The following is a 21,848-nucleotide window of genomic DNA, read 5'->3' on the forward strand; positions in this document are numbered from 1 at the left end:
TCCTTCACTTTACTTTAACAGGCACAATCACCAAGTTTCCAGTTACCTTGTTTACACCAGCGACCGCTGTGAACAGTTGCCCATTGTTTCGAGCGTTTGTAACAGCAATTCGCGCCGGCGAATTGGTTGGCAAATTATCCAAGGTAGCATTTATCCAACTTGAACTCAACTGAGTACCAGCCTCAGTCACTCCAAGCCTTACACTCCCACCATTGATTTGCTTAGAATCGACCACAATAGTAACGCTTCCATCGATCCCTTGCAGTACGTGATCGAACCCGTTGTTGGATCCATATTTACTTCCAGACAAAATATTATAACCAGCGCTTTGACTGACTGAGTCAACAAGAGCCTCTGTCTTAGTCCCCCCCGGATCACCATTTTGCAGAATACTTTGCAGAGTACTCTGCTGCGCCGAATTCAGATCCTGAACGTTACAACTACTTTGGCAGATTTTTGAGCTGTTGACATAACCGCCGCTCGTTGCTTCAGCCGGAGGTGTTCTCGATACTGCGTCAAGCGCCTTCTGAGCACTCACGTTAAGGGCGCCCGAATTCTGTGTCCCTCCAGAGCTAGAGGAATTATTACCACTTGCCAAAAGGGCGTTACTCGGCGCGCTCGGCCCCCCCGGCGAAACCACTGGCAAACTCAATAAACCGCAAGCCTCGCCGCCCGACAACGCGCATGCCAGAGCCGATACTGCCGTGACAATGGCCGGAGCGCTCGGCCCTCCGGTGCGCGGTCCGCTGCTACTGGGGTCGATCTGGTTAGGATCTTGGGGATTCTGCGGTGTGCCGGTATGAAGAATCGCGTTTGCGAGTGGGCCCGTCACATTGTTTTGCAGCGCAGCGAGAGCCAAAACGCCGAGTTTTTCGGGAATCGGCAATGCATTGATAAAGCCGCCGTCCTTGGCCGCCTGGGCTATATGAGCAGGATCGCCCGCATCATTGTTGAGCGCTTCGTTCTGCGCGGCGGTGCCTCCAACAACCGTACTCTGGCCCGCCAATCCCGCTAAACCGCCACCGGCAAACGTTGCGAACGCGGCAAGCGCCGCCAGTTGCTCTGGATTCAACGGCGCGCCAGTCGGATCAACAGCTTTAATAAAGTCCGGCGAAAGGGCCGCGCTCGCGGCGGCGCCAATCGCACCACCTCCGCACCCTTGTCCTATTGCGGATGCTGCTACACAGCCGAGCGCAGCATGCGACGCTACATAACTCAACTCTCCTGAAAGCCCATCGCCAAAGACCTTGGCTCCATTTGCATTCCCTATCGCGTACGCAGCAGCGGCCGCCGCATCCCTCACGAAGCTGTCTCGCAAACTATCGAGGAAACTTCCCCCGCCGATCAGCGTCTGCGTGCCGGCCTGAATCGCCGCATTGGCAGACAGTGCCAACGCTGCGGTCGACAGCGATCCCGATGCCGCTCCAGCCTGCGGCACCAACGCATTACCCGTCGTTTGCACACCGGCCAGCGCCGAAAGAGACGGCGCACTTCCCTCGAATGCAGCATTCGCGCTGAACCCGAACGAGCCCGAACCGCTGTCAAACGTGATGCCGTTCGTCAGCCCGGCAGTCACGGCTCCGATCAGGCCATTCTTCAGGCTCGCGCCGAAATCGATCTTGCCGCTAGCGACCACCTGGCCGAGCGCGCTCGATGCAAACGAACTCAGCCCGACTGCAATCATCGTGTTGGCCAACCCACCAACGGCCAGCGAACCGCCTGCCGCACTTGCCGCCGCTGTAATAGCAGCACCTGTCAGCCCCTGCTGAGCCGCCATGAATGCCGCCGTGGTAGCCGCTTCGGCAGCCCCCGACATCGACGCAATCGCAGCCGAGATTTCCGGCTGCATCATGATCGCCGCGGCAACAGCGACGACCATCGAGAAGATCTGCGTCATCCCGAACGAGCCGCCTTCCTTCACGAAATCCTGATGAAGGTTGTCGCTCAGTGCCGTCTGCGTGAAGTTGCCGCCCAGTTGCTGTTGAAGCGCCGCAAGCGCTTGCTGGGTCCCGTTCTGATCGATCGTTCCGTCGGCCGCCAGCTTCTGCAGCGCCCCACCGATCTGATTGAGCGCTTGAACATTCAACTCCATGTTCGCCGCGCTCATGAACCCACCGGGCTGCACCACCGTCCCGGTCGTCTTCAGATACCCGCCATCAACCTTCTGCCAGATCTCGCCGACATCAACCTGATTCGCCTGGTTCGTCAGCGTGTGCGTGTCGACGCTCAGCGTCCCCGACGCAGTAATGCTCCCCGTATTGAGGATGCTGCCGTTACCGTCCTGATTGAACTTCAGCGTGACGTCATGACCGGAGATGTTGCCCCCCGCCGACAGCGCCTGCGTGTCCTGCGGCAGATACACCTGCGGCATCAGCGCGGTAATCGTCGGGCACGTCGCCGCTCCCGTCGCATGGCACGTCGGGTCCGGCACCGTCTGCTCGACGTACCACAGCATCGGCTTGTCGAGCGTGTTGATCTGCTCCTGCGTCAGCGCGGCGCCCAGTTGCAGGTCGTGCGCCTTCGAGTAATCGACCGCGTTCTGGTACAGGTACATCTTTTCCTGCGCCGTCACCGACAGGTTTTTCTCGTTGTCGTACGTCAGCCCGTCGACGAAGCTCGACTTGCCGGTCTGCTTCAGCGCCGCCTGCTGCAACAGCAGGTCCTCTTCCTGCGGGTTGTAATAGAACAGCGTCGACGAAGGCTGCAGCGCCGACGGCAGATTGTTCAGCAAGTCCTGCGGCCCGAGCGAGCCCAGCACGGAACCGCCGAGCGACGCGTCGACGTACGACGCAGCGCCCGCGATCGGTGTCGGCAGCTTGCCGGTGCCGACGGCACGAGGCACCGACAGGTTCAGCCCCGGCAAGTCCACCGGGCTCAGCGAAATGACCTGCGACGGCGCATTGACACGCGGCGTGTAGGTGTTCGCGGTCGTGATCCCGTTGATGAGCTTCTGGCCCGTCAACGACACATACGTGCCGATCACGTTGCCCACGTTCTGGATCTGCCCGCCCGACGAGATCGACAGGTTCGGCGCCTGGATCGTCGCCGCGATGTTGCCGACCGGCGTCGGCGGATCGATGGTGCCGCCCGTGCTCGTGTATGCGCTTCCGTACAAGGCCTTGCACTGCTCCGGCGTACCGCACGCCCAGATGTCGTGACGCTTGTCGCTGCTGAACATGCCGGTTTCCTGCACCCAATGCGAGTGCCAGTAGGCGTTCAGCACTTGCGCCTCGTTCACGACGGGGCCTGCGACGGCGATCGTCGCGTTATTGCCGGCCGCGATCAGGCTGCCGATGTTCGTCAGGCTGCCCGCATTGATCTGCAGGTTGTTGCCCGCGCTGATCACCGACGAACTGCCCGACTGCTGGTCGACATAGCCCTCGCAGTAGCTTTCCTTGTAGCCGCCGGCCGTCATGCAGCCCGAGTATTGCTCGTGCTTGCCGTAGTTCTCGTGTACCGGTACGGGTGGCGGCAGATTGTTGGTGATCGCGCCCGATACGTTGAGCTTGATGTCGTTGCCCGCGACGATGTTGCCGGACGTGTTGTTCAGGCTCTGTGCGGGCGTGGTCGAGCTTGCGGTCGTGCCGACACCGCCGATGACGATGTCGTGGCCTGCGAGCAGGTTGCCGTACGTATTGTTGATCTGGCCGGCCGCGATCACGAGATCGTGGCCCGCATAGATCGTCGCGTCGTTCTGGCTGTAGCCGAACGTCGTCGTGGTCGGGTTGTTGCCGCGCGGTTGGCCTGCGTTGCCGCACGCGGAGTTCGGCACGCCGGATGCGCAGCCGACCTGGCTCGCATAGTTCTGCTGGTTGCCGCCTTGGTTGGTCAACGTGCCGGAGGCAATTGCAACGTTATTTCCGGCAAATAGCAGGCCTTCGTTCGTCAAATTGCCGCCACCAAGCGTCAGGTTGTTGCCTGCGGCGATCATGCCCGTAGGCGTCGAAGAACTGAGCGTCCCGGTAGACGACGGCGCCGTTGCTCCCGTGGAAATGTTGATTTGGGCGGGGGCAATGTTGAAATTGATATTCCCCGAATTTGCGACCGAGATGATTCCGAGCGATTTCAGTTGCGATAGGAATGCAGAATACTCATCCTGATCGACTTGCCTGGTCGTCTGGTTCACTACCGTGGGCGCCACGGCGCCATTGCTTAGATTCTGGATGTTCAGCGAGACGTTACCTTGGGCCGCAATTTGCCCCCCACGGTTCGACAGCGCATTGGCAGACAAGTCAATCGAGCCGCCTGCCGAAATTACACCCGAAGTACCTGGCTGCTGACTCGTGGAAGTCTGATATATCGTCGGCAACTTCAGTGAAACCGTCTTGACGGCACCCGGCTGCGGGCCAGCTCCGACATACCACATAGGCTGGCTAGATGCATTGCCGGAGTTCCCGTAGCTGACCGCTGTCACGACTTGATTAAAGGTGACATATCCTGAGCCGGCCACCGGCGAGCTCGGATTGAACGTGCAATCCCGGGGGCAAGGGCTGTCGTCGAAATACCCGACGTCGTAACCATTGACGGTACCCGTCGGCGCAAGCAGATCGCCAAACGTCACATTCCGATTGCCGCTGAGGGTGCCGTAGAACGTACTGCCGCTGTCGTTGGCGACGGGGCCATAGTATTGGAACGATTCCGAGCCGACGGTGCCCGACCATAGCAAGTTTGGGTCTTCAACCACGGATCTTGTGGTTACCGCCCCCGACGGCGCCGTTTGGTCGTTGATCACGCTTCCTGCAGAAATACTGACGTTCCGCCCGGCAACAATCGACCCACCCGTGTTCTGCAACGTCCCACCCAAGCGAAACACGACATCCCCCTTCGACTGCGTCGTCGCACCCTGGTTGTCGTAATTCCCCCCGTTCACGGTCAGCACACTGCCGGCTTCAACCGTCCCGCGGTTCGTCGTATCGCCATTCAGCGTCAACGCGTTATCCGCGTGCACCACCGCCCCGGCCGCATTGTTCAGCGTGCCGTTGAACGTCACATCCGCCCCGGTGACCTGCCCGTGATTCTCGAAACTGCCGCCTGCCGTCAGCGTCAACGGCGACGTCCCGGTGATCGTGCCGTTGTTCGTGATCCCGTTCAGCCCCGTCAGCGAAACGCTCTGCCCGCCGTAATTCCACGTGCCGCCGACATTCACGTACCCGGCCGTGATCAACAGGTTGCCGCCCTGGCTGATCGTCCCCTGCGACGGATCGAACGCCATGTTGACTGCGCTGATCCCCATGTTCCGTTGCGCGAGCAGCTGTCCGCCCGCGTTGTAGAACGCGCCGTTGCCGCCATTGATCGTCAGCGACACGTCGCCGGTCGCACCGGTCGCCGCCTGCGGATTGCCGGCAAAAACGATCCCGTTCTGGTTGTTCAGCGTCCCGGTATTGACGTTGAGCGCGTTCACCGCCATCAGCGAGCCGCCCACGTTCGTCAGCGCCCCGCCGACGGTGACGTTGGTCGTCGTCCCGTTCACCAGCCCGGCGTTCGCGAAGCTCGATGCATTGATCGTCGTCGTGCCGATCGACGCGAGCGACGCACCGGCCGCATTCGTCAGGTTCGGCGCTGACACGTTGAGCGATCCGGCCAGCACGTTCGCGGCGTTATACAAGCCGTTCTGCGAAGCCAGCGTCGCGTTGCCGACGACGTTCACCGCCTTGCCGCCCGCCAGCGTGAGCTGGTTCGATGCCTGCGCGGTGAGCGCGCCGCCGACCGTCGCATTGCCGAGCGTCACGTTCGCGCCGTTCACCTGCAGGTTCTGCGATGCGACGAGCGATGCATTGCCGGCATCGACCGTTCCCTGCGCGGAAACGGTCACGTTCTTCGATCCGACGGCCGAACCGCTCAGCGTGACGTTGCCGCCCGACACGCCCAGTTGCCCCGCAACGATGCTGTTGCCGGTCAATGCGACGGTTTGTCCGGCATGCAGCGTCGCGTCCCCGTTCGCCGACACGCCCGCGACCGACACGTTGCCGCCGATGCCGTTGACGTCGACGGTCCCCATCGAGCCCACGCCGCCGGCGAGCGACACGTTGTTCGCGGCCTGAACCGCGACATTGCCGCCCGACTGCAACAAGCCGCCGAACGACACGCTGCCGGCTGTCGACTTTGCCGACACGTCGCCGACCGCGGTGGTCGCACCGAGCGACATGTCGCCGCCGGACACCGCCGTCAACTTGCCGGCGCCCTGAATCGCGCCGAGCGTGATGCTGTTTCCGGCATTGACGGCGATGTCCTTGCCGTACGTCAGTGCCGCGCCGCCGCCGAGCGCACCGCCCGCGTTGATACTGGCGGCCCCGAGACCGAACAGCGCGCCGCCGAGCGTCATCGCACCGCCCGACGTCAACGTCGTATCGCCGTTCACGAGCCCGCCGGAAAGCAGCGCGAGTCCGCCGCCCGCATTGGCCCGCACATTCCCGGTCGACATGACCGCGCCGCCGACGCCGAGATTGCCCGCCGTCGCGGTCAGCGTCGCGTCGCCGGTCGCATTGATCGCGCCCGCGACGCTGAGCGAGCGTCCGGCCGTCACGTTCAGCGCACCGCCGCTGGACGCGGCACCGATACCCGCATCGCGCGCGGCCACGATCGTCGTCGCGTTGCCCGACGTCACCGCGCCGTTCACCATCACGTCGCCGGCGCCGTTGCGGCCCTGCGCCCGTAATCCGATCGCGCCGCCCGCCTGCACCGAGCCGGCCGACAAATCGTTGCCGGCGGTCATCGCGAGATCGCCGTTGGTCGCGACGTTGCCCGTCACCGCGATATTGCCGCCCGCGGTGACGCTCGCCTGGTGCGCGAACGCGATCGCGTCGGCAGTCACCGAGCCACCCGCCGTCAGCGTGCCGCTTTGCTGCGCGCCCACGCCTGCGAGCGCCATGTCGCGGCCCGCGTTCAGCGAAGCATTGCCGCCCGCGACACTCTGCCCCGTCACCGCGATGTCCTGTGCGGCGCCAACGCTCAGGTTGCCCTGCGTCGTCAGGCTCGTCGCACGCGCGTCGCCACCCGAAGCGATCACGGCGAGATCGCCCGCCGAATTCACCGCCGACAGCGCGACACTGCGCGCCGCATTGATCGTCGTCGTGCCGCCGGTGTTGATTGCGCCCGCAACGGAAACGTCTCGTGCGGCTTGCAGTTGCATCGCGCCGAATGCGGTGGCCGCTCCGCCGAGCGTCACATCGCCGCCGCCGGCACCGCCCTTCGCCGTGACGTCGAGATTGCCGTTGACGGCCTGAACCGTGCCGAGCGCCGCATTGTTGCCACCCGTCACGTTGACGGCCGCAGCTTGCAGCGCACCCGTCAGCGCGACGTCGTGCGCGGCATCGAGTGTCGCCGCCTGGGCGAATGCCGCGGCGCCCGCACCGTTGATGTCGCGGCCCGCGCTCAGCGTGCCGTCGCGTTGACCCGCGAGTGTCCCCGTCAACGCGATATCGCGGCCGGCCTGCACGTTCGTCGACTTCGCCACCGCGATCTGGCCGCCGAGCTGCGTATCGAGCCCGGAAAGGCTGTTGAACGCGCCCGCCGTCGTGGTCGACCCCGTGAGCATGACGCTACCGTTCGCGGCGGTCGTATTCAGATCGCCGTTCGACTCCACGCCGCCGCTAACCGCCACGTTGCGTTGCGCGGTCAATGCGAGCGCATCGCCGCTGCCGAGGGTGCCGCCGATCGACACGTCCCGCGCCGCCGTCACGTTCGCCGCCCCCTGCGCGGACGCCGCACCCGTGACGCCCGCATCGCCTTCGCCAGCATTGCCGTTCGCCGTCAGCGTCAACGTGGTCGACGACGACGCATCGTGCAGCGTCGCGTTGTTCCCGCCCGTCACCGTGATCGCGGCCGCCTGCATGCCGCCGGTCAGCGCGACGTCGTGCTGCGCCGCATAGGTCGCGGTCTCGGCAAACGCCTGCTTGCCGCCGCCGTTGATGTCGTGTGCGGCCGTGACCTTGCCGTTCGCCTGTCCGACCATCGTGCCGTTCAGCGTGGCATCGCGGCCGGCCGTCAGCGTCGCGTCGCCGATCGCGCTGGTGCTCGCGCCGAGCGACAGGTCGAGGCCGGTCGCGATAGCGAGCTTGCCGCCGCTGTTGATGCCGCCGGTCGCGTTGAGGCTGCCTTGCCGCGCAGCGAGCGCCGTATCGCCGACCGACTCGATCGCGCCGCTCACGGCGATGTCCCGCTGCGCGGTCACGCCGACCGTCGACCCGCTCGCGGCCTTGCCGCCGATCGCAACGTCGTTCTGCGCGAACGCCGTGATCGCGCCCGCGGCGGCGACCGAACCGTCGATGCGCAGATCGCCTGCACCCGTTGCGGTAGTCGTGCCGTTCGCGCGTAGCGCGATCGTGCCGGTCGATTCGACGTTGTTCACGGCCGCATTGCCGGCCGCCGTCACGCTGACCGACTGCCCCTGGATCAGCCCGCGCTGCGCGACGTCGCGCCCGGCTTCGAGCGTGGCCTGCTGGCGGAACGTCAACGTGCCTGCGCCGACAATGTCGCGCGCCGCATTGACGATGCCTTGTCCCTGCCCGGCCAGCGATCCGCTTACGTTGACGTCGCGTCCGGCCGCGAGCGTCGTGTCGCGCGACACGGTCGTGTTGCCGCCGAGGTTGATGTCGCTGCCTGCCTGCGCGTCGAACGCGCCATTGCTCGCGATCGCACCGGTCGACCCGATACTGCCGCCGGTCGCCAGCAGCGACGTGTTGCCGGCCGACTGCAACGAACCGCTGATGTCGATATTGCGCGCCGCAGCAAGCGCCACGTCCGCGCCGCCCGTCACCGCACCGGTCACGCTCAGGTCGTTCGCCGCATTGAGCGCGAGCGCCGACGCAGCCTGCACGTCGTGCAGCGTGGCCGATCCGCCGGCCGTCGTCCGCACGTTGCCGCCGCGCAGCGAACCGGTGAGAGTCGTATCGCCGCCGGACCCGAGGTTCGCCGCGAGCCCGAACGCAACGGCGGCCGCGCCGCCTATCGCGCCGCCGGCGTTCAGCGTGCCGTTGCCCTGCGCGACGACGGAGCCGTTCATCGTCAGGTCGCGTCCCGCGTCCACGGTCAGGTCGCCGAGCGACGACGTCGAGTGCGTGCCCAGATCCACGGACTGCGCGGCGTTCACCGACAGATTGCCGCCCGACTGGATATTGCCGGTGCTCGTCAGCGAGCCGGCCGCATTCGTCAGCGCGACATCGCCGTTCGACTGGACCGTCCCGCCGATCGACGTATTGCGGCCACCACCGATGACCAGGCCGCTTGCCGTGCGCAACGTGCCATTGATGATCACGTCGCGCGCCGCGTCGATCGTCCCGTTCGTCAGCGAGTTCACGTTGCCGCCGATCGAAACGTCGCCCGTGCGCGTCGCGAGCCGAAGCCCCGCGTTGGCCTGCACGTCGTTCAGCGCGATCGAGCCGGCTGCCGTCATCGAGACGGCGCGCCCCTGGAACGCACCGGTCACGCCGATATCGCGCCCCGCGCTCAACGTCGTGTCCTGCACGAAGCCGCTGGTGCCGCCGGCGACGATGTCGCGCGCGGCCGTGAGCGTCGCGACACCCTGCCCGGCCAACGCACCGCCGATCACGAGATCCCGGCCGGCCGTGGCGGACACGTCGCCCGTTACGGTCGTCGCGCCGGTCAGCGAGACATCCTGCGCGCCCTGCACCGTCAGCGCACCCGCGCCGTTCAACGTGCCGGCCGACGCGACGCTGCCGCTGGCCGCCGTCATCGCCAGATCGCCGACGGCCTGCACGGTGCCGCTGCCGCCGACGATCACGTTGCGCTGCGCGGCAAGCGCGACCTGCGCGCCACCGGCCAGCGTGCCGTTCACGACGACGTCGCGCGACGCGCGCACGTCGGCGGCGCCAAGTGCAGCCGCATTGCCGTTGAACGCGACGTCGCCGCCGCCAGCGTTGCCGTTTGCCGTCACACCGAATGCGCCGCCCGCCTGGACCGTCGCGAGATTCGCGCTGTTGCCCGCGTCGACCTGCAGGCCATTGGCGAGCAGCTTGCCGGTCAGCGCGACGTCATGCGCGGCGTTCAACGCGCCGTTCTGGCCGAATGCGATCGAACCGCTTCCGGTGATGTCGTTGCCTGCGCTCAGTAACCCGTTGCGCTGGACGATCACGACACCGGACGTATCGACGTTGCGCCCTGCATCCACGCGCGCGTCGGTCCCGACCATCAGCGAGCCGCCGACCGACGCGTCGCGCGCGATATCGGCGGCGAACGTCGTTCCGCTCGCGAGCGACCCGCTCACGCTCAGGTCGCGCCCCGCCTGCACGCTCACCGCGTTCTGCGCGGTCGCCTGCGATGCGACGACGGTGTCCTGTCCGGACGTCAGCGCAAGATCGCCCCCGCTCTTCACCGTCGCATGCGTGGCGACGCTGCCCTGCGTCGCCGTCAACGCCAGCGCGCCGGAGGTCTGCAGCGCCGCGTTGATCGTCGCATCGCGTTGCGCGGTTACGCGCAGCGTGTCGCTGTTCGTCTGCCCGTTCACGTTGACGTCGCGGGCCGCCTGTACGGTCGTTGCACCGGTCACGACCGACGTGCCGTTCAGGTTCACGTCGCCCGTGCCGTCGGCGCCGCGCGCGGTAACGGACAACGCACCGCCGCCCTGTACGTCGCCGAGCGTGACGTTCGTGCCGCCCGCGACCGTCATGTCGCCGTGCGCCTGTGCATTCGCGACGTTCACGTTGCCGCCTGCCGCCACGGTAAGCTTGCCGCCGGACTGGATCGATCCGGTCGACGTCACGTCGCCATTCGCGTCGATCGCGTAACCGCCGACCCCGATGTGCGTACCGGTCATCGACACGTTGCCGGCGCTGTGGACCGTCGCCTGCTGCTGCGCGGCCGAGCCCGCGACCGAGACGTCGCCGTTCGCCGACAGCAGCAAGTCCCCCGCGTTCGCGGCAAGCTGCGCGTCGGATCGCACACCCATCCCCGCCGCGGTGCTCACCACCTGGATCTGCCCGGCCGTCATCGCGCCGAACGCGGTCGCGTCGATCGCGAGCGAACGATTCGCGCCGCCGTTCGCGGCATTGATCGCCGCGGCGGAGTTGTCCGAGCCGTTCGACGCGGTGCCGTACGTGGTGCCGTAGGTATCGACGGCGGCCGGTGTCACGAACTGACGCCCGGCGATCACGTTGATGCGCGTGCCGGCGTAGAGCGGCGCGTTGATGCCGATCGTCTCGCCGATCAGGTCGATCGTGCCCACGGTCCCCTCGATCCCTGCTCCGGGCCCGTTGACGCCGGCATTGCCTTCGATCTGCAGGTGACCGCCGGTCACGTTGTAGCCGAGCGCCTTCGCGTTCGCGAAGGCGCTCGCGCTTCCGCCGACGCCGCTGAGAAACTGCGGCGCGCCGGTCGACAACGTCACGCCGATCGTATTGGTGAAGCCGGCGCCGCGTGTCGTGATCCCGTTCGGATTCGCGATCACGACGGCCGCGGGTGCGCCGAACACTTCGAGCGGACCGTTCAGCAAGCTCGCGTAGGCATTGCCGGTCGACGTGACCTGGTTGACGATCACGCTCGCCGTGCGGCCGTTCAGGTTCGGGTTGGCCTGCACGTTGCCGCCCGTCAGCGACGTGCCCGACATCAGGCTGTTGTTCAGAATCAGCCCGACCGGATCGATGTTGAATTGCTGATACTGGTTCAGCGAAATGCCGGCCGCGTTCGGCGCGGTGATATTGACGACCGGCACGCCGCCGCCTGCGCCGGTCGACTGCGTGATGGCAGGCTGAAACGAGATCGGCGCCGTGGGATCGGCGATGGGCGCGGCGGCCGCGAGCTGCATCGAGAATCGGACATGCAGCGACGCGAGATCGAGCAGCCGCTGCCATGCGTCGTCGTCGATACGGCGATTGCCCGCGCCGAGCACGCCGGCTGCATCGCGACCCTGCTCGACGGTGACCGTGATCGGTCCGATGAACATCGCCAGCGCGAGCAGCGCGCTCGTCGCACGCTGCCACCAGCGGTACGATCCCGCGACCTGCTCGACCGCGAAGAATCGCGGCGCACTTGCCGCCGACCGCGCACGTGCACCGATTCGCGCCGCACCGGCGGCGGCAAGCTGCTGCAAGGTCTTACGCTTGGACGTGTTCATCTTCTGTTGTTCGCTTCGTTTCATGGTCCCGCGCCGTACGCCACCGGCCTGCCGACCGTGGCGCCGAGCGATGCCGGGTTTCCCCGCCCGGCATCGCATGCGTGTTCGCCGGGCGGCTGCCCGACGCTGATGCTTGCTACCTACTGCTTGCCGCCTACTGCTGGATCCGCGCGTTGCGGATCAGATCCGCAACGACCTGCGCGGTCGCCTTCTCCATCGCGACCTGCTCGAGTTGTTGCCGCAGCGTGTCTTTCGCCTGGTCGAACGGCGGCACCTGCGTCGGGCGCCTGTCGTCGGCGCGCACGATCCAGTACGCATCGCCGACCTGCACGGGTTCGCGCGTCAGCCCGCCCTGCGGCAGTTTCACGAGCGCTTCGGCGAGCGGCTGCGGCCAGTTCTGCGTGTGGCCTGCTTCGATCGGCGTCTTGAACGAGATCCAGTTCAGCGCGCCACCTTGCGCCGCGGCCGGCCCCTTGCTGAACTGCCGCGCGAGCGCGCCGAAGTCCTCGCCTTTCTTGAGCCGCGAGAGGATCTGCTTGGCGGTGTCCGCGTCGTTGACCGCGATCACGCTCGGCTTGTATTCGTTCTCGCCGAGCGTCGCGACAACCGCGTCGTAGCGCGCCTTGACGTCCGCGTCCGTGACGGGCGCCGGCTTGACCTGATCGCGCAGGTACGCCTGCGTCATCGCGAGCGCCTTCGCCTGCTCGACGGCGGCAACGACCTGCGGCTTCGTGTCGTAGTGCTGCTTGAGCGCCGCCTGTCGAAACAGCTCGCGTGCGATCAGCTGGTTCTTCAGCGCCGCGCGCAGCGCCGGCGTATCGGGCGCCTTCGACGCGCGCACGGCTTCGTCGACCTGCGCTTGCAGGATCGGCACGCCGTTCACGCTCGCGATCGCATCGGCGGGCATCGCGGCGGTTGCATCGGCCGGTTTCTTCGCCGCCTTGGGGACCGCGTACGCGTGCGGGACGATAGCGCCGCAAAGCATCGCCGCGACGAGCGCGACGCCGATCTTGCGAATACGCGTCGACAGGTTGGGTTGCATCGCGATCTCGCGACCGTTCGACAGGCGATTCATGAAGTTCTCCATCAGTCCGTCCAGTTGAGTGTTGCCAGCAACACGCTGGCCTTCTTGCCGAGTGCGGCCGGTTGCGCGAGCGCCTGCCCGACCAGCACTTCGGTCGACAGGGTTCCGCCTTTCAAACGCCATTGCGCGCGCGCGCCGACACCCGTGCCGACGAGCGAGGGCCAGCCGCCCTGCGCGTTCAGGTGCGTCTTGCCGCCGTCCAGAAACACGTACGGTTCGAGGCGCGCGTCGTGCCACGCCGGCACGTTCTGCCAGGCCAGCTCGTTGCGCACGAATGCGCCGCTGTCACCGGCGATCCCGCCTTCGGTAAACCCGCGCACCGAGCCCATGCCGCCCAGAAAGATCTGCTCGTTGCCGAACAGCGCGACGCGGCTGTACTGCGCGCGAAGCGTGCCGCGATACGCCCAGATGGAACCGGCAAAATTGCCGAGCGTGAACTGCAGCGTGCCGGTGGCATCGAGCTTCGTGAACTGGCTGTGCGCATCGTCGATGCCAATGTCCGATGCATCGTGGCTGGCCGCCAGCCAAGGCAAACCCTGCGACACGCCGACATCCCAGGTCGCGGCCGCACCCTGATCGCGCATGACGAAGCGGGACAGCCCGTTCAGCGCGACACGCAACACCGTCAGGTTCTGCGGCGACAACGGAATGCCGTTGAGGTCGCGCTCGGTGCGCAGCTTGTTGAGCGTCACGTCGATACTCATGCGTCCGCGCGGCGAACGCATCAGCACGTCGTTCCAGCCGAGCATCTGGCTGAACGTGCGCCCTGCAATCAGCGCGACGTCGCCAATCGCCTGCTGGTACTCGGACATCGACGCCGTGTAGCTGAACGTTTGATAGCCGTACGGCACCGCCGCCGACAACACGACCGCATTCGTGTCGGTCGTCCCGACGTAGCTGAACGACAGCGATTCCTGCAGTCCGATCACGTTGTCGGCTTCGACACCGGCGCGATAGCGCGTCTTGCCGGTCTGCGCGCTGCCGTAGTTGTCGATGCCGAAATCGTAATGAAGACGGTCGCCGTAGCGGTTCGAGATCGCGACGATCGAATCGCCCGGCGCTTCGCCGGGGAGAATCCGGATTTCGGCCTGATTGCGCCGCAACCGGTTGATCTGGTCGACGCCCTGCTCCAGATCGTGCAGACGTAGCACATCGCCCGGCGTGCTCGCGAACGCCCATGCGGTGCCGGCTTCGGTCAGCCACCCGCCGCCGCGCACTTCGTACCACTTCTCGTCGGGATCGCGCGGCCTCAGCGGTTTGCCGTTCAGCGTCAACGCGGCCACGCGGCCGGGAACGAGATTGATCTTCAGCGTGCCGGACGCGAGATTCTGCGGCCCGAGGTACGCACGCGTCGTGATGTAGCCGCGCGCAATGAACGCTTCGGTCAGCCGGCGCAGCAGCAGGTTGATCCGGTTGCGCCCGAGTTGCCTGCCGATGAATGGCGCCGCGATACGGTCCAGTTCGTGCTGCCCGAGGATCGCGTCGCCGGTGAATTCGATCCGCTCGATCAGGAACGTCGGCGCGACGTCCGGCAGCGTGTCGACGTCGGCGCCCGGCGGCAGGTCGGGCATCGCCGGCTGCTCGGGCACCGCGATCTGCGCCGGCGGCTGCGCGATCTCGTCGCGACGCTGCCGGTCGCGCTGCTCCTGCAGCAGACGCTGCGCGGGATCCTGTTCCGCACGCGGCACCGCAAGCCCGGCCGGGAGCGCGCCGAGGCCCGGAAGCGCGCCGGCCGGCGGCGCGCCCGCGAGCTGTGCATGCGCGCACGGCGACATTGCGCCGATCGTCAGCGCGAGCGCGGCGGCAATGCGGTGATTCTTGTGCGACATCACAGGCCGAACCACGACACGAGACCCATGTGATTGCGGTTGCCGATCGTCACGAGATCGCGATGCGGCGGCCGGATCGTCACGACGCCGCCCGCGGCGAGCACACCTTCGGGCGCGCTGTACGCGCCGCCTTCGATGTCGGCCTCGCCGGTCAGGCGTACCTTGCCGGTTCCGCCGGTAAACACACCGCCGGTGTCGGCCGCATAGATCGCCGCCCAACGATTGCCGAACCACGCTTTCAGGTCGTGGTCGCGGTTGATCACCGTATAGCCCGGCACCCCCTGCGCAAGCGTTTTCGGCGCGTCGAGCGTCAATGCGCCGAGCGCGAGCACGGTTCCGCCCGTGTTCGTGATCTGCGTACCAGCTTTCAGCTGGATGTCGGCGTTGGCCTCGATCACGCCGCCGAACGCCTGCACGTTCGACGATGCGCTCGCGCGGCAGAACACGAAACACGAGCGCCGGTACGCTGCCTGCCCGGTGAAAACAGCTTGCGTGAGGATGTTTTCGCGCGCGGCGATGTCGATCGCGCCGCCATTCGACAGGATCGATCCGCCGATATTCGTCACGTTCGCGGCGCGTATGGTCACGTTGCCCGCATCGGCCGTGATGTACGCGAGTTTCGATGCGTCGGCCAGCGCGCCATAGTCGACGGTGAAACCGTCGCTACGATGCTTGAAGAACAGGAAGCGGCCGCCCTGCTCGGAGAAGCCGACCACCGCACCGTTCTGCACGCCGGTGCTGTGGTCGACGATGTTCTGCAGATCTCCGCCCGCGTCGATCGAAACGTTCCGGTTCGACAGGATCCGTGCATTCCGGTTGACGACCTCGGCGCCCGCGGTCAGCGACACGTCGCCCTGAACGCCGAACAGGATGCCGATCCGCGTCCGCGGCAGCGACTGGTTCAGGATGCGGCCCGCCGCGTTCAGCGTGACCGCGCCCGCGGAATCCGGATCCGCGTCGATCGCGGTCTGCCCTTGCACCAGCGAGCCGACGTTCACGATGTCCGCCGCGCTCTTGAGCACCACGCCGCTTTGCGACGATGCCACGGTGGCGCCCTTCATCGCGTCGTCGGGATTCAGCGCGATGCCCGCGCCGCTCAGCTTGACGCTGCCCGACGCCATCAGGCTGCTGCCCGTCAACGCGATCGCATCGGCTGCCGACACATTCGCGTGACCGCCGCGCGACTTCAGGTCGGTGTCGGTCAGCGTCATGCCGCCCTGCACGGTGACGTCGAGGTCTCGCGCGACGTCGATCTTCGCGTTGGACATCTCGACGTTGCCGTTCGACGTCAGCGTGAAATCCCCGAGCGACGCATTCATCGCGCCGGCGCTGCGCACGCCGGGGCCACGGTCCGTGACGATCAACTGCACGCGCCCGCTCGTCACGCTGCCCGCGGCCGTGATGTCGATCGCGTAGGACGATGCGGTGTCCGGCTGGGTCGTCGCGGTACGCGAGAGCCAGTCGTTGGCGTTGTCGTTCGGCGACAGCCCCGTGTTCAGCTCGACACGGCTGCGTCCGGCCAGCAGGCGCACGCCGGCCGTCGCCGACGAAAACGTGTTGTCGATCGCACCGTCCACGACGATGTTCTTCGCGATCAGATCCAGCCCGATCAGCGCGCCGGCCAGGCCGCCCGGACCGACGACGATCGTGCCGGTCGACGTATCGAGCACGATGTTGCGCTGGATCACGCCGGGGGCGATCTGCAGGTCGTTGAAGCTCACGTTGCCGGTCGACAGCGCGACGTGCCCCGTATTGACGAACGATCCGCCGTTGACGGTGATGCCGTTCGGGTTCGCAAGCACGACGTTCGCGCGCGGCCCCGCCACGGCGATCTCGCCTTCGATCAGGCTGCGGTTCGTGCTCGTCACCTGGTTGACGATCGTGCGCGCATTGATGCCGACGTTGTTCAGCGTCGCACCGGCCGCCGTCACGTTGAACGACGAATACGTGTTGCTCGATACGCCGGCGACCGCCGGCGCAAGATTGACGAGCTGCCGGCCATTCGGCCCGACCGACACGCTCGTCGGCGTGCCGCCGTCCGCGGCGATCCCCGCGGCCGCGGCGCAATGCGGCAGCAGTCCCGTTACGGCAAGGCAAAGGCACAGCGCGCGCCAGCCCCCGCTGCCTGCGCGCCCCATTGAATCGGTGCATCCCATTCTGATCCCGCGCACGGCTTCGCCGGCCGCGCGCCCTCGGTTTTTTGGTCGTGTGGTTGTACTGCTTTCGTCATACTTTTTTTGAGATACCGAGAAAGAGTAACGGCGGGGCCACGCCTTTCTTTAGGGTGCTTTATCGAATAATTTTTCTAATCGCTTCGGAGTCGACATTACAAATCGATTTCACGTCGAGGCACAATGAAGGCGTCCCATCAATCCCGCTCCTCATGTCCTTTACATCGACGAACACGCCGCTTACCGTCATCCATCTGAACGGTCCGATCAACAGCGGCAAGACGACGATCGGTCGCGCGCTCGCACGCATGCTGCCCGACGCGCGCTTCATCGACGGCGACGATCACGACGCCCCTGAAGATGCGCCGTTCGACGTGCAATGGGCCATCGCACTGGAGCGTCTGGTCACGCAGATCGCGCTGGCGCGCGAACGCCACCTCGTGATCGCCTATCCAATCGGCGAAGCGGAATTCGAGCGGCTGCGCGCGGCGTGCGACGCGCGCGATGCGCGATTGTTCGTCGTCACGCTGGCGCCGCCCGAAGCGGTTGCGCGATCGAATCGGGGGGCGCGTGTGTTGACGGACTGGGAGCGGCAACGGATCGCGCAGATGTATCGGGAAGGATATGCGTCGCGCGCGTTCAGCGATTGCGTGATCGATACGTCGAGCGCATCGGCCGAGGGGTGCGCGACGGAGATCGCTCGCCGCGTGGCCCTTCCCGCCCATTGACGCGACTGCTTCGGTGGTGCGCCGTCGCCGGCGCACCACATGCGCGTCCGGACGCATGCAAGCGAACGCGCGCCGCTCTCAATGATGTTGCCGTACACCCGACACGACTTGCTCCCGTGCCCCCTTCCGGCTCAACATCAGCGTCACCACCGCCGACACCGCGAGCGTCCCCGCGACCACATACAGCCCCGCCGCATACCCGCCCGTCACATGCTTGAGCCAGCCGATCGCGAACGGCCCGACGAACCCACCGAGATTGCCGATCGAGTTGATCATCGCGATCCCCGCCGCCGCGCCGGCTCCCGACAGGAACGCGCTCGGCATCGCCCACAGCGGCGCCTTCGCGGCACTGATCCCGATGTTGACGACCACCAGCGCGAGCACGGTCAGCAACGCAGTGCTCGCCTGTCCCGCGAACACGAAGCCGATGCAGGCCAGCACGCACGGAATCACAACATGCCACGTGCGCTCGCCGGTGCGATCCGAGTGCCGCGCCCACACGATCATCGCGACCACGGCGGCGATGCTCGGAATGCCGGTCAGCAGGCCCGTCTGCAACGCGGTGAAACCGAACTGCTTGACCATCAGCGGCGCCCACAGGCCCAGCGTATAGAGCCCCGCCGACGTGCCGAAGTAGATCAGCGCGAGCGCCAGCACGCGCGGGTCGCGCAGCGCCTGCCACGCGCCGGCCGTATGCCCGGCATGCGTGTGGCGCGCATCCGCTTCCGCTTTCAGCTTCGCGATCAGCCAGTCGCGCTCGTCGGCGCGCAGCCACGCGGCCTGCGACGGCGTATCGGTCAGGCGCTTCAGCACGACGAAGCCGAGCACGACCGCCGGCAGCGCTTCGACGATGTACAGCATCTGCCAGTCGGCAAACCCGAACATCGGCGGCATCTGCATGATCGCGCCCGACAGCGGCGAACCGATCGCGGTCGAGATCGGTGCGGCCGCCATGAACCACGCGGCGGCCACCGCGCGCTGCTTCGCGGGAAACCACAGGCTCAGGTACAGGATGATGCCGGGGAAGAAACCGGCTTCGGCCATGCCGAGCAGGAAGCGCAGCACGTAGAAGCTCGTCGGCCCGGCCGCGAACGCCGACACCGCCGACACGATCCCCCACGTGATCATCACGCGCGCGATCCAGATGCGCGCGCCGACGCGATGGAGAATCAGGTTGCTTGGCACTTCGAATAGAAAGTAGCCGATGAAGAACAGGCCGCCGCCGAAGCCGAACGCGGTCGGCGACAGGCCGATCGCCTTGTTCATCGTCATCGCCGCGAAGCCGACGTTGACGCGATCGAGAAAGCTGACGAAGTAAAGCAGCATCACGAACGGAATGATGCGCCACATCAGTTTCCGCGCGACGCGGGTTTCCAGATCCGCCTGCATGTGTCTCCTCCTTCGAGGTCGGGCCGTGCGCCGTCGGTCGATGGACCTCGCGCGTCGGCCGGCGCCCGGCTCGCGTCGCATGCGCGAGTCGCGGGCTGAAAATGCGTGAGTGAAGCGAGCGGGCGGCGCTCGGCTGCGCGCACGCGCGGCCGTCACCGCGTCGCCGCCGTCAGGCCGCGACCGCCGCGTTCGCGACGCGCTCGCAGACGGCCGCCGTCACTTGCACGGTCGTCGCGCTGCCGCCGAGGTCGCGCGTATGCAGCGACGGGTCGGTCGTCACGGCCTCGATCGCCTGCATCACGCGCGCGGCGGCGTCCGTCTCGCCGAGATGTTCGAGCAGCATCACGACCGACCAGAACGTGCCGACCGGATTCGCGAGCCCCTTGCCCGTGATGTCGAACGCGGAACCGTGGATCGGCTCGAACATCGACGGATAGCGGCGCTCGGGATCGATGTTGCCGGTCGGCGCGATGCCGAGGCTGCCCGCGAGCGCGGCGGCGAGATCGCTGAGGATGTCCGCGTGCAGGTTGGTCGCGACGATCGTGTCAAGCGACGCCGGGCGGTTGACCATGCGCGCGGTCGCCGCGTCGACGAGCTCCTTGTCCCACGTCACGTCGGGAAACTCCTGCGCGACCTGTTTCGCGATCTCGTCCCACATCACCATCGCGTGCCGCTGCGCGTTGCTCTTCGTGATCACGGTCAGCAGCTTGCGCGGCCGCGACTGCGCGAGCCGGAACGCGAAGCGCATGATCCGTTCGACGCCGGCGCGCGTGAGAATCGACACGTCGGTCGCGGCCTCGATCGGATGGCCCTGGTGCACGCGGCCGCCGACGCCCGCGTATTCGCCTTCGGAGTTCTCACGGACGATCACCCAGTTCAGGTCGTCCGGCCCGCAACGCTTCAGCGGCGCGTCGATGCCGGGCAGGATGCGCGTCGGGCGCACGTTCGCGTACTGGTCGAAGCCCTGGCAGATCTTCAGGCGCAGGCCCCACAGCGTCACGTGGTCGGGCACGTCCGGGTCGCCCGCGGAGCCGAACAGGATCGCGTCCTTGCCGCGCAGCGCGTCGAGGCCGTCGGCCGGCATCATCGCGCCGTGCCGGCGGTAGTAATCGGCGCCCCAGTCGAAATCCTCGAAGTCGAACGCAAAGCGGTCGCTGCCGCGGGCCAGCGCTTCCAGCAGCTGCTTGCCGGCAGGCACCACTTCCTTGCCGATGCCGTCGCCGGGAATCGTTGCGATACGGTAGGTCTTCATGGGGACATCCTCGGTTGATCATGAGCGTGAACGCACTTTACCGAACCGGAAGTACGGAAACCGGGGCTATACTCAAAGCATCTTTAACTTAAATTCATGAATCCCGTCATGGCGGATACCGTCCAGCCGGCCGATCTCGGCTTCTTTTCGACGCTGGCCGCGTCGGGCAGCCTGAGCGCGGCCGCGCGCGAACTCGGGCTGACCGCGGCGGCCGTCAGCAAGCGGCTCACGCAGATGGAGCGGCGCGCGGGCGTGACGCTCGTCAATCGCACGACGCGGCGGATGATGCTGACGCCGGAAGGCGACGTGTATCTCGACTACGCGCGGCGGATCCTCGACCAGATGGACGAACTCGGCGAGCTGCTCGGCAGCGCGAAGCAGCGGCCGAAAGGCCTGCTGCGCGTGAACGCGACGCTCGGTTTCGGGCGCAGCCACGTCGGTCCGGCGATCTCGAGCTTCATCGCACGCTATCCGGAGGTGTCGGTGCAGCTGCAGTTGTCGGTGATGCCGCCGCCGCTCACCGACGACGCGTTCGACGTGTGCATCCGCTTCGGCGAACCGCCCGACACGCGCGTCGTCGCGCGGCGGCTCGCGCCGAACCGCCGGCTGCTGTGCGCGGCGCCCGCGTATCTCGCGCGCCACGGGACGCCCGGCACGCCGCACGACCTGACGCGGCACAACTGCATCGGCATCCGGCAAGGCGACGAGGGCTACGGCGTGTGGCGCCTGACGAGCGGACGCGGCGCGGCCCGCCACACGGAAGCCGTGCGAATCAACGGCAACCTGACGACGAACGACGGCGAGATCGCGGTGAAGTGGGCGCTCGACGGGCACGGGATCCTGATGCGCGCGGAATGGGATCTGCGCGACTATCTCGCCGACGGCAGGCTGGTCGTCGTGCTGCCCGAGCACGAAACGCCGAGCGCCGACATCTACGCGGTGTATGCGCAGCGTCACCAGATGTCCACGCGGATTCGCGCGTTCGTCGATTTTCTGGCGGAGGAATTCGGGCGGTTTAGGGTGGTGTAAGGCGGGTATTCCGCACCTCATGCGGGTTGGCTGTCGGTGCTGCGGGCATGCGCACGCCTGTGCCTCTCCGTATGCCGCTGCACTGCTGGCCCTGCGGCATACGATGTAAATATTCCGGCGAATTTCGTGCTAAATCGCCAAAATATTTACATCCTCCGATATGGATCAGATGGCCGGCGTGTTCCGCCTCGCAACCGCTTGACGACTTTCCGCTGGCATACCGCCGTCAGGCCACCGCTACCAGCCCGCTGTAGCGATCGCCGGTAGCAACCGCACCCGGCAGCGCCGGCCGCCACCCC

The 21,848-nt window shown here is 66.5% G+C and carries 8 protein-coding genes; 2 read left to right on the forward strand and 6 right to left on the reverse strand.

Annotated elements, in window-relative coordinates:
- Positions 1–4: 4 nt before the first annotated feature.
- The 4 genes from A9Z05_RS14285 to A9Z05_RS14300 form a co-directional block, all read right to left on the reverse strand.
- Positions 5–12,067 (reverse strand): filamentous hemagglutinin N-terminal domain-containing protein, encoded by a 12,063-nt coding sequence (locus A9Z05_RS14285; protein ID WP_371090892.1) that lies wholly within the window; start codon positions 12,065–12,067, stop codon positions 5–7.
- Between the two features lie 154 nt (positions 12,068–12,221).
- The gene (locus A9Z05_RS14290) at positions 12,222–13,142 is read right to left on the reverse strand and encodes a peptidyl-prolyl cis-trans isomerase (RefSeq protein WP_069618676.1); all 921 of its coding nucleotides are present in this window, start codon (positions 13,140–13,142) and stop codon (positions 12,222–12,224) included.
- Between the two features lie 11 nt (positions 13,143–13,153).
- Complete coding sequence (locus tag A9Z05_RS14295; protein ID WP_069618640.1) at positions 13,154–14,980, reverse strand: ShlB/FhaC/HecB family hemolysin secretion/activation protein; 1,827 nt, start codon at positions 14,978–14,980, stop codon at positions 13,154–13,156.
- On the reverse strand, positions 14,980–17,118 hold the full coding sequence (locus A9Z05_RS14300) for a filamentous hemagglutinin N-terminal domain-containing protein (RefSeq protein WP_256121990.1): 2,139 nt from the start codon (positions 17,116–17,118) through the stop codon (positions 14,980–14,982). The genes A9Z05_RS14295 and A9Z05_RS14300 overlap by 1 nt, the downstream gene beginning before the upstream one ends.
- A 245-nt stretch (positions 17,119–17,363) precedes the next feature.
- Here A9Z05_RS14300 and A9Z05_RS14305 point away from each other — a divergent pair, with 245 nt between their 5' ends.
- Entirely contained in the window at positions 17,364–17,879 is a 516-nt protein-coding gene (locus A9Z05_RS14305; RefSeq protein ID WP_069618642.1) for an AAA family ATPase, read from the forward strand.
- Positions 17,880–17,957: 78 nt separating this feature from the next.
- Here A9Z05_RS14305 and A9Z05_RS14310 read toward each other — a convergent pair whose 3' ends face one another.
- Complete coding sequence (locus A9Z05_RS14310; protein WP_069618643.1) at positions 17,958–19,268, reverse strand: MFS transporter; 1,311 nt, start codon at positions 19,266–19,268, stop codon at positions 17,958–17,960.
- Positions 19,269–19,437: 169 nt separating this feature from the next.
- Positions 19,438–20,520, reverse strand: a complete 1,083-nt coding sequence (locus tag A9Z05_RS14315; RefSeq protein ID WP_069618644.1) for a tartrate dehydrogenase — start codon at positions 20,518–20,520, stop codon at positions 19,438–19,440.
- Positions 20,521–20,628: 108 nt separating this feature from the next.
- Between A9Z05_RS14315 and A9Z05_RS14320 the strand changes: the two genes are divergently transcribed.
- Positions 20,629–21,549: a LysR substrate-binding domain-containing protein gene (locus tag A9Z05_RS14320; RefSeq protein WP_069618645.1), complete on the forward strand. Its 921-nt coding sequence runs from the start codon at positions 20,629–20,631 to the stop codon at positions 21,547–21,549.
- Positions 21,550–21,848 lie beyond the last annotated feature (299 nt).

The sequence above is a fragment of the Burkholderia sp. A2 genome (assembly GCF_001729305.1).
GTDB classification, from domain to species: Bacteria; Pseudomonadota; Gammaproteobacteria; order Burkholderiales; family Burkholderiaceae; genus Burkholderia; species Burkholderia sola.

What these genes read in the sequence shown, in the direction of transcription:
- A9Z05_RS14285 (WP_371090892.1), bottom strand. Translation starts at nt 12,067, where the DNA reads ATGAACACGTCCAAGCGTAAGACCTTGCAGCAGCTTGCCGCCGCCGGT.
- A9Z05_RS14290 (WP_069618676.1), bottom strand. Translation starts at nt 13,142, where the DNA reads ATGAATCGCCTGTCGAACGGTCGCGAGATCGCGATGCAACCCAACCTG.
- A9Z05_RS14295 (WP_069618640.1), bottom strand. Translation starts at nt 14,980, where the DNA reads ATGTCGCACAAGAATCACCGCATTGCCGCCGCGCTCGCGCTGACGATC.
- A9Z05_RS14300 (WP_256121990.1), bottom strand. Translation starts at nt 17,118, where the DNA reads ATGGGGCGCGCAGGCAGCGGGGGCTGGCGCGCGCTGTGCCTTTGCCTT.
- A9Z05_RS14305 (WP_069618642.1), top strand. Translation starts at nt 17,364, where the DNA reads ATGTCCTTTACATCGACGAACACGCCGCTTACCGTCATCCATCTGAAC.
- A9Z05_RS14310 (WP_069618643.1), bottom strand. Translation starts at nt 19,268, where the DNA reads ATGCAGGCGGATCTGGAAACCCGCGTCGCGCGGAAACTGATGTGGCGC.
- A9Z05_RS14315 (WP_069618644.1), bottom strand. Translation starts at nt 20,520, where the DNA reads ATGAAGACCTACCGTATCGCAACGATTCCCGGCGACGGCATCGGCAAG.
- A9Z05_RS14320 (WP_069618645.1), top strand. Translation starts at nt 20,629, where the DNA reads ATGGCGGATACCGTCCAGCCGGCCGATCTCGGCTTCTTTTCGACGCTG.